The organism is Algoriphagus marincola DSM 16067, assembly GCF_000429405.1.
GTDB lineage: Bacteria > Bacteroidota > Bacteroidia > Cytophagales > Cyclobacteriaceae > Algoriphagus > Algoriphagus marincola.
In genome coordinates this window covers 1-7570 of the sequence record NZ_KE386897.1, presented here as the reverse complement: position 1 = coordinate 7570, position 7570 = coordinate 1, and the positions used below count along the sequence as shown (strand labels likewise).

Below are 7570 nucleotides of genomic sequence, written 5' to 3'. Positions count from 1 at the left end.
TATCCTCTCCATTGTTTTCTACCCCCCTAGCCCCCCTTTAGGGGGGAAATGGGTAGCGTTTTCAAATTAAATAATGTTTTCACAAATAAAGTCTTTGAAACGAAACAAACTCCCTCTCCGCCGCGGCGGAGGGATCGGGGGAGGCACTCCTCCCCTCAAGGGGAGGCTGGGAGGGGTAAAGATTATGCAACGTCTACGAAAATTCGTTCCATTCGTCTGTCCCGCAATTCTGCGGGATCAAAAAATGGCACGACTTTATGCTACATCAGCAAAAGTCCGTTCCATTTTTCGAAAATACATCATCCCAAACACGAACACGACCACCGCGACTATACTTCCCGGCCAGATCCATTCCCAGGGCATGGGGCGGTTGAGGAAGGCGGCGCGGAAGCCTTCGATGACCCCGACCATGGGGTTGAGGATATAGAATTTTTGGTATTCAGCAGGTACAGCCGAGGTGCTGTAGACCACTGGAGCGGCATAGAGTAATAGTTGCACCAAGAAAGTCAGCGCATGCTTTACATCTCGGTACTTCACAGCCAAGGCTGAGAGAAACATCCCGATTCCCAGGCTGCAAAGCAGGAGTTGTAAGATCAAAAGCGGAGTAAAGAGCACTCCCCAGCCAGGAACCTGCTTGAAATAGATCAGCATAAAGATCACTACCACAAAGGCAATGGTAAAATCCAGCATCTTAGACAGGATGGCGGAGAGCGGCAGGACCATTCTGGGAAAATAGACCTTGGTGATCATATTCGCATTTTGAATCAGGGAATTGGCTGATTCGGTGAGGGTTCCTGAGAAGTAGTTCCAGGGCCAAAGAGCCAAGTAGGAAAAGAGAATATAGGGCATCCCATCCGAGTCTACTTTTGCCAAGCCTCCGAAAACTAGGGTAAAGACGACGGTGGTGAAGAGCGGCTGAATAATCGCCCAAGAAACCCCAAGAATAGACTGTGCATAGCGGGCTTTAATACCGCGGAGCGTCAGGAAATACAAGAGATCCTTATAGCGCCAAAGCTCCTTGAAGTCTACCATCTTCCAGCCGGAGGAGGGTTCGATTATTTTGTAGTGTTGGGTATTAATGAGGAGTTAGGAGTTAGGAATGAAGAATGAGGAATTAGGAATTAGGAATTAGGAATTATGAATGTTGAATTATGAATTGCGTTTTCCTTCTCTACTAGATTTAATGATTGAATTAAGAATCTTCAAAATTTCTTCTATTTCATTTTTGAAGAACTCATAATCCGAATGATTTGCTCCAAGCTCCTCACGATTAAATAGCCGAAGCCAGTATCGAGTTTCCCTAGCTTCTTTGGCTGAAATGACCATCTTGGCTATAAAATCCAGTTTAGAATGTGCTGCCTGAGCTTCTTCCACATTTGCTCCTATTGAAGTAGCCGAACCAACAAATTGATCTGCTAATCGATAATGACCTGCTTTCCTGAGTTGTAGATACAGATCGATGGACTTATTAGCAAATTCAAAGGTTTTTGTAAGTATGTGATTATCCTTGGGCAATGGTGAATTAGGAATGAAGAGTTAGGAATGTTGAATTAGGAATTAGGAATGTTGAATTAGGAATGGGGAATGAGGAATTAGGAATTAGGAATGTTGAATTTTGGTGAGACTGCTAATTCCGCATTTTAAAATTCATCATTCTACATTAATCACAGCTTCGCCCTTTCACTCCCAGTTAGGAGCTAGAAATTAGGAAAGTTGAATGAGGAGTTAGGAATGTTGAATTAGGAGTTTTTATTCTGGACAACAAACCCCCGAATCTGATTCATAATTCTTCATTTGCAAATTCCTAATTCTTCATTTTCTATTGCTTCGTCAGTCATACTGACTTCCTCGCAATGACGACTGAGTAATAAAATTACTCGGTGCTTTGGGATTTGCAAATTTATTTTTGAAATAATGGGTTTTTGGGGCTATTGTCGAACTGATGAATTGACGAACTGAGAAGTTAATGGTTAAATGTTAAGCGTTAAGCGTTAAGGGTTAATGTGAAGTCCGAAGTTCGTGGTTCCTTGTTCCAAGTCGAATTGATGAACTGATAAATTGTCGAATGGAGAGGTTAAGAGTTAATTGTTAAGCGTTAAGGCGTTTTCAAGAGTTATGTGAACGTAGAACGCTGAACATAGAACCTTGAACGTTGTACCTTTTGGCATCTCGACTCCGCTCGATGTGACAGTTAGGAGTATGGGAGTATGGGGGTTAAATGTTAAGCGTTAATTGTTAAGGGTTAATCCGAGGTATTGTTAGTGGTTAACGGTCTTGGTTCTTATTTCTGATTTCTTGGTTCTCCCTTTTACCACTTATGTCTTGATACTAGCTACTTGATACCTAGTACTTGGTTGATGCTTCTTGAATGCAGTCCCAGGCGCTTTTATCCTTGTATTCGGGTCGCCATAAAAGTCCCAGGGCTAGGTTGATTTCATAAGACTTGAAATGCTCAATTCCTCCACCTGAGTATTGGGTCAATTCCCCAAAGTAAATTTTCTCTCCTACTGAATAAAAGTCTGCTCTCGCATGCACAAAGGGCTTGGACAAAGTCTCGGCAATTTCAATCATTTTCTCATGGGTAGAATAGGAAGGAATGTCTTCCAAATCAGGTATGCCTGACTGCACCCCATGGATAAGTTGGAGGTCTGGGTCGGTAAATGCACGGGATGGTTTTCCGAAGCGACCATTGAAAAAGAGAATGAATTTGACCTTTCCATAAAAACAATAGAATTTGATATCCATGGGAATATCTCCCTCTTCGTTTCGGATCACCTTTTCGCAAATAATCCTTCTCGGAATATCGCGATAGGCCCATTCATGACGTCTTTGTCCATAGCTTGAATTGAGCCAAGTCTTGGCAAGTTGGAGCGTCTTCTGAGGATCAGCACCAGGCATGACCAATTTATTGGTGCCGGATCCATGGTTGGCTTTCATGAAAAATTCTTTTTGCCAAAGTTCTTCAGGAAAACCCCTTCCATTCTTGCTGACATGATAAATGGGAATCAGAATTTCCTCTGCCTCTTTGGTGCCCAGTTTCTGGCGAACATAATCTCTCACTGCAAACTTATCTGTAGTCTGAATCAGAAGTGGGTCTCGGTCAAATAAAATTTTATGAACCACCCATTCATTGTAGGTCCAGGGATCATGAAGGTTAAGGTCAAATCCATTGTGCCTATTAAAGATCTTATGCAGTTTTGGATAGCCCAAGAATCGCTCCCGGAGGTCATAGAGCCGATCGTAGGTGCTATTCAGTTTTGCTTTTAAGTTCAATTGCTGGGGATTGGAGTTTAGGAGTGAATGCTGAAATATTGATTTTTAGCAGTAAGTCATTCTACCTAGTCAATTGTCTTAGGTATTGAGTAAAAAACCAGCCAGCATCCTGCAATCTTTTGTGAATGAGGGAAAATTTGAGGTAGCGAAGGGAAGTTTTCCGGTAAACCGATGGGGGAATTTTGGAAATAAAGGGATTAGTGGTCGGGTTTAGGGCTGTTTGGATGGCTGCAACCTCAGCATTTACGAGTTTTTCGCGTTTATTGGCACTTTGCCCTGAAATGCTATTCCCATGGATCAGGTAGACATAGGTGGGCTCATTGATAATTCCCCAGGTGGGATAATTGAGTATGACTCGAAAGAAGAGTTCCCATTCCTGATGTTTTTTCAATCCTAAAGAGAAGAGCCCGGTTTTTTCGAAGACTTCCCTTCTAAAAAGTGGCCCACCGGTAATAAAGAGAATTCGAAATCTCAAGTAGTCTTCAATAGCTTGTTCGGATTGGATATTTTGATGAAAGGTCCTTTTGCCCTTGTAGTCCTTCTCATATTTGATTTCAGCTTTAGAAGCCACGAAGGCAAATTCAGGGTGGGATTCAAGGAAATCGACCTTCTCCTGCAGACAATGCGGCAACATCAGGTCATCCGAATCAAACCATTGAATAAACTCACCCGAAGCAAGCGAAAAAGCATGATTTCTACAGGAATTCCCTCCCTTTGGTAGGTGTTCAGGCCTTCGGACTACTTTTATTCTGGGGTCTTTTTCAGCAAAGTCATGGAGCAAATCCAAGGAAGCATCGGTACTGTGGTCATCTACGACTATACACTCCCAATTCGTATAAGTCTGCTCACAGATGCTTTGAAAAGTGTGCGGAATGTATGCTTCCTTATTGAAGTTGGGGATGAGAATAGAAACTAGTTTTTCAGCCATGAAGGGCAAATTAGCTATGCAATCTGAAAGATTAGGCAGGTTTGAAATAAATTCTTGTTTCGGAGAAAAAAGGATCACAAATCTGTACTCCCTGATACTTTTCGCAGCGCCAATTACCCATCAATTCATGTATTGCTTGGTGGTAGGATTCGCGTTCAGAATTGTCAAAAACCAGCATCCCTCCCGGCTTAAGTTTTGAGATCGAATTGCGAAGGCATTCGGGTCTTGCCCGTCCATCGATGAGGATCAAGTCAAAGGCTTCATCCGGGAGATGATCAGCCGCATGAGCATAAGCTTTCCAAGACATCCCCTCCGAAAATAGTCCATGCACACTTCGGTATTTATCCTCAATTTCCGGTTGATCGATTTCTGGCTTACACAGATGAAGTGAAACCATTTTGTCGTTCTCCAGCTCCTTTTTCACGGTTTGAAACCATTCATCATCATGCTCTATGGAATAAACTGAGGCTCCTAAATTTCTAAAAAACAGCGTACTGCCCCCCAGTCCAAATTCCAGAATATTCATCCCCGGTTTGATCAATTCGCGGAGGCGTTCACAGGCAAAATGATTGATCCATGGGAGTTTGCGTTCGTAGGGAAATACCCGTACGCGATTGTAATCATAGTAAGCTGAATATCCTTTTATAGCTTCCGAGATGGGCTTTCCTTGCTTGATGTATTTCCAAAGCTCATTGCAAAAGCGCGCAAGGATCCGATGGGATGGTTTGACATACCTGTTACTGGTACTCATAAAGGGTGATGTTACGTGTAGGTAATTAAGCTAGAGCCTAAATATAAAAAAAAAGAGAAGGATTGGAAGGGGGAGTTGGAGTTCCGAGAATTATGAATGAGGAATTTGGAATGAGGAATGAGGAATTGGGAGTCAGGAAGTATGGGGGTATGGGAGTTTGGAGGTTTGGGATTCCGAGAATTAGGAATGAGGAATTGGGAATTGGGGGGATGTTTTGGGGTTTGGGTTGATTGTCGAATTGATGAATCGATGAATTGACGAACTGAGAAGTTAATGGTTAATTGTTAAGCGTTAAGGCGTTTTCCAGAGTTATGTGAACGTAGAACGCTGAACATAGAACGTTGTACGTTTTGGCATCTCGACTCCGCTCGATGTGACAGTTCGGGGTTTCAAGAGTTGAGAATGAGGAATGTGGAATTTGGAATGAGTAATTAGGAATTTGGAATTTGGAATGAGGAATGAGGAATGAAGAATTAGGAATTGGGGGAAGGTTTTGGGTTTGAAGTTCTTTATTCGTGGTTTCGGTAGCCATTAAGATTAGTCCTTGAGACTTTGTACCTGATTCATGATGCTAAACTCTTAGACATTAAACTCACAAGGCTAAAAAAGATGGTATTTCCTCTGGACTAGACGATTTCTTGCTTCTTTGAAAAGGAGGGAATTTTTATTTTTTCATACAGCTTGAAAAAATTCAAATCCTTGTTTTCAGGTTTCCAAAACTCGCCAAAAGTTAAATCTGTCTCATACTGATCAAACTTTTCCAAGCCTGCTCCGGTATAATGCGTGATTTCTCCGAAATATATTTTTTGACCTATGGAATATAGATCTACTCGGCAATAGGTAAAGTCCTCGGATAGCTTTTCACTAATAGACTTCATTTTATCGAATGTATCAAGATAGGGAATCTGCTTCAGCTTCGGGAATCCTAAGGTTTGGGGACCGGGTATTTCCCTTAAATTCTCATCCGTATAGGATCGTTGCTGACCTTCAAATCGGTCATCCACAAACATCACCATTTTCACTTTTCCATGGAAGCAGTAAAATTTGATATCCATGGGGATTTTACCTCTTTCATCAACCAATACCTGCTCACAAATGACCCTGCGGGGAATATCTCTGTAGGCCCATTCCAGGTAATGTTGCCCGTAGCTTTGGGCCAGCCATGATTTGGCCAAGTCCTTGATTTCCTTTGGATCATCAGTAGTAGATACATATTTATTAAAACCCGAAGCATGATTGGCTTTCATAAAAAAATCATGATTCCAAGATTCCATGGGGATATCATCCCCTGTTTTGGACACAAAGTAGGTAGGAATCAGGAGTTCTTCGGCAAGCTCTTTTCCCAACTTTTCTTTGATATAATCCCTGACCTTCACCTTGTCCGAGGTAATGACTAGAAGCGGATTCCTATCATATATTTTCTTAAAAAATATTCGCTGATTATGCGTGATGGAGTTTTTTAAATCCAAGGGATAGCCCACCATTCTTTCGAAAATCCTATGGATTTTAGGGAAATTTCTAGCTTTTTCTAAACTAAAAAGCAATCTATCCTTTAAATTCTGAGGATACCCTTTTCTGAAAACTTCCCTGATAGTCATGAATGTTAATTTGTCGCAAAATTAAGGATTATGCCCTAATAGTAAGGGTTTGAAGTACTGAGATTGAGAAATATCCTAGTTGGAAATTCCGGTTCAATTCCAGTTTAGGCAGGTAAGATTTCAGGTGTTATTTTCCGAAGATTAAGATGCCTTGAATATCTCCTGGGTCAGACTCGAGAATTTCTACTTTTACTTTTCGGCTGACTTTCTCGTAGGTTTTTTCCCGGATGAAATCCAAGTAGTCTCGATCCAAATTCTTTCCTATGAGTATCATCTGAACGGTGCCTGAGTCAATTCCCTGTGCATAATCTCCAATGATGTAGGCCTTTTCCACCTCCCCCATTCGCTTGACGATTCGCTCCATCAAGTCATCCAAACCCAGGAATTTGGATACCATGTTTTTAATTTCCTGAAAAAAGGGATGTCCTTCATTGGCCTTGTACATCTTGGTCTTGCCCTCATCTTCAGCCATCAAGAGTCCTGCATCTGCCAGTCGATTGAGTTCAACCCGTACGGAGTTGGTGGATTCATCAAATTCCTTGGCAAGGGAGCGCAGGTAACCTGAATTGGCATGAGAAAAAAACTTCAGCAGAAGCTTGATTCGGGTTTTGGATGTGACGAGGGAGTCGAGCAAGAGTTAGTTAAGAATTGAGAATGAGGAATTATGAGTTAGGAATGAAAAATCGAGAATGAAGAATGTTGAGTAAAATATTTACTCGGTTAAATTAAGGGGTTTTGGTGTTTTTGGCAAATGTTTTTGTTGTTGGAAGTGTGATTGGGACGTCATAGCGAGGAGCTGTGCTGATTTTAATCTTTTTCGATTCGCAAAAAGCGACGAAGCTATCTTTTGGAAGTGGGAGTTGGAGTTCCGAGAATTATGAATGAGGAATTAAGAATTAGGAGTTGGGGGGGGGCGGAAGGTTTTGGGTTTGGGTTGATTGTCGAATTGATGAACCGATGAATTGTCGAATGGAGAAGTTAAGAGTTAATTGTTAAGCGTTAAGGCGTTTCCCAGAGCTA

General features: G+C 41.8%; 8 protein-coding genes. 1 reads left to right on the top strand and 7 read right to left on the bottom strand.

The window, feature by feature from the left end:
- Positions 1 to 255: 255 nt before the first annotated feature.
- The 5 genes from G457_RS0114975 to G457_RS22315 form a co-directional block, all read right to left on the bottom strand.
- On the bottom strand, positions 256 to 1032 hold the full coding sequence (locus G457_RS0114975; protein ID WP_051260848.1) for an ABC transporter permease: 777 nt from the start codon (positions 1030 to 1032) through the stop codon (positions 256 to 258).
- 117 nt (positions 1033 to 1149) lie between these two features.
- Positions 1150 to 1515: a four helix bundle protein gene (locus G457_RS0114970; RefSeq protein WP_026947187.1), complete on the bottom strand. Its 366-nt coding sequence runs from the start codon at positions 1513 to 1515 to the stop codon at positions 1150 to 1152.
- 828 nt (positions 1516 to 2343) lie between these two features.
- Positions 2344 to 3273: an ATP-grasp fold amidoligase family protein gene (locus tag G457_RS0114965; RefSeq protein ID WP_026947186.1), complete on the bottom strand. Its 930-nt coding sequence runs from the start codon at positions 3271 to 3273 to the stop codon at positions 2344 to 2346.
- 61 nt (positions 3274 to 3334) lie between these two features.
- Entirely contained in the window at positions 3335 to 4201 is an 867-nt protein-coding gene (locus G457_RS0114960) for a glycosyltransferase family 2 protein (protein WP_026947185.1), read from the bottom strand.
- Positions 4202 to 4232: 31 nt separating this feature from the next.
- Positions 4233 to 4952: an O-methyltransferase gene (locus G457_RS22315; protein WP_051260847.1), complete on the bottom strand. Its 720-nt coding sequence runs from the start codon at positions 4950 to 4952 to the stop codon at positions 4233 to 4235.
- A 92-nt stretch (positions 4953 to 5044) separates the two neighbouring features.
- Here G457_RS22315 and G457_RS22835 point away from each other — a divergent pair, with 92 nt between their 5' ends.
- Entirely contained in the window at positions 5045 to 5182 is a 138-nt protein-coding gene (locus tag G457_RS22835; RefSeq protein ID WP_155847175.1) for a hypothetical protein, read from the top strand.
- 396 nt (positions 5183 to 5578) lie between these two features.
- Here G457_RS22835 and G457_RS0114945 read toward each other — a convergent pair whose 3' ends face one another.
- Both G457_RS0114945 and G457_RS0114940 read right to left on the bottom strand, forming a co-directional pair.
- Complete coding sequence (locus G457_RS0114945; RefSeq protein WP_026947184.1) at positions 5579 to 6550, bottom strand: ATP-grasp fold amidoligase family protein; 972 nt, start codon at positions 6548 to 6550, stop codon at positions 5579 to 5581.
- Between the two features lie 127 nt (positions 6551 to 6677).
- Positions 6678 to 7184, bottom strand: a complete 507-nt coding sequence (locus tag G457_RS0114940; protein WP_026947183.1) for a winged helix-turn-helix domain-containing protein — start codon at positions 7182 to 7184, stop codon at positions 6678 to 6680.
- Positions 7185 to 7570 lie beyond the last annotated feature (386 nt).

Bases quoted from the DNA above. Each gene is read 5' to 3' on its own strand.
- G457_RS0114975 (WP_051260848.1), bottom strand. From the start codon at position 1,032: ATGGTAGACTTCAAGGAGCTTTGGCGCTATAAGGATCTCTTGTATTTC.
- G457_RS22835 (WP_155847175.1), top strand. From the start codon at position 5,045: ATGAATGAGGAATTTGGAATGAGGAATGAGGAATTGGGAGTCAGGAAG.
- G457_RS0114945 (WP_026947184.1), bottom strand. From the start codon at position 6,550: ATGACTATCAGGGAAGTTTTCAGAAAAGGGTATCCTCAGAATTTAAAG.
- G457_RS0114960 (WP_026947185.1), bottom strand. From the start codon at position 4,201: ATGGCTGAAAAACTAGTTTCTATTCTCATCCCCAACTTCAATAAGGAA.
- G457_RS22315 (WP_051260847.1), bottom strand. From the start codon at position 4,952: ATGAGTACCAGTAACAGGTATGTCAAACCATCCCATCGGATCCTTGCG.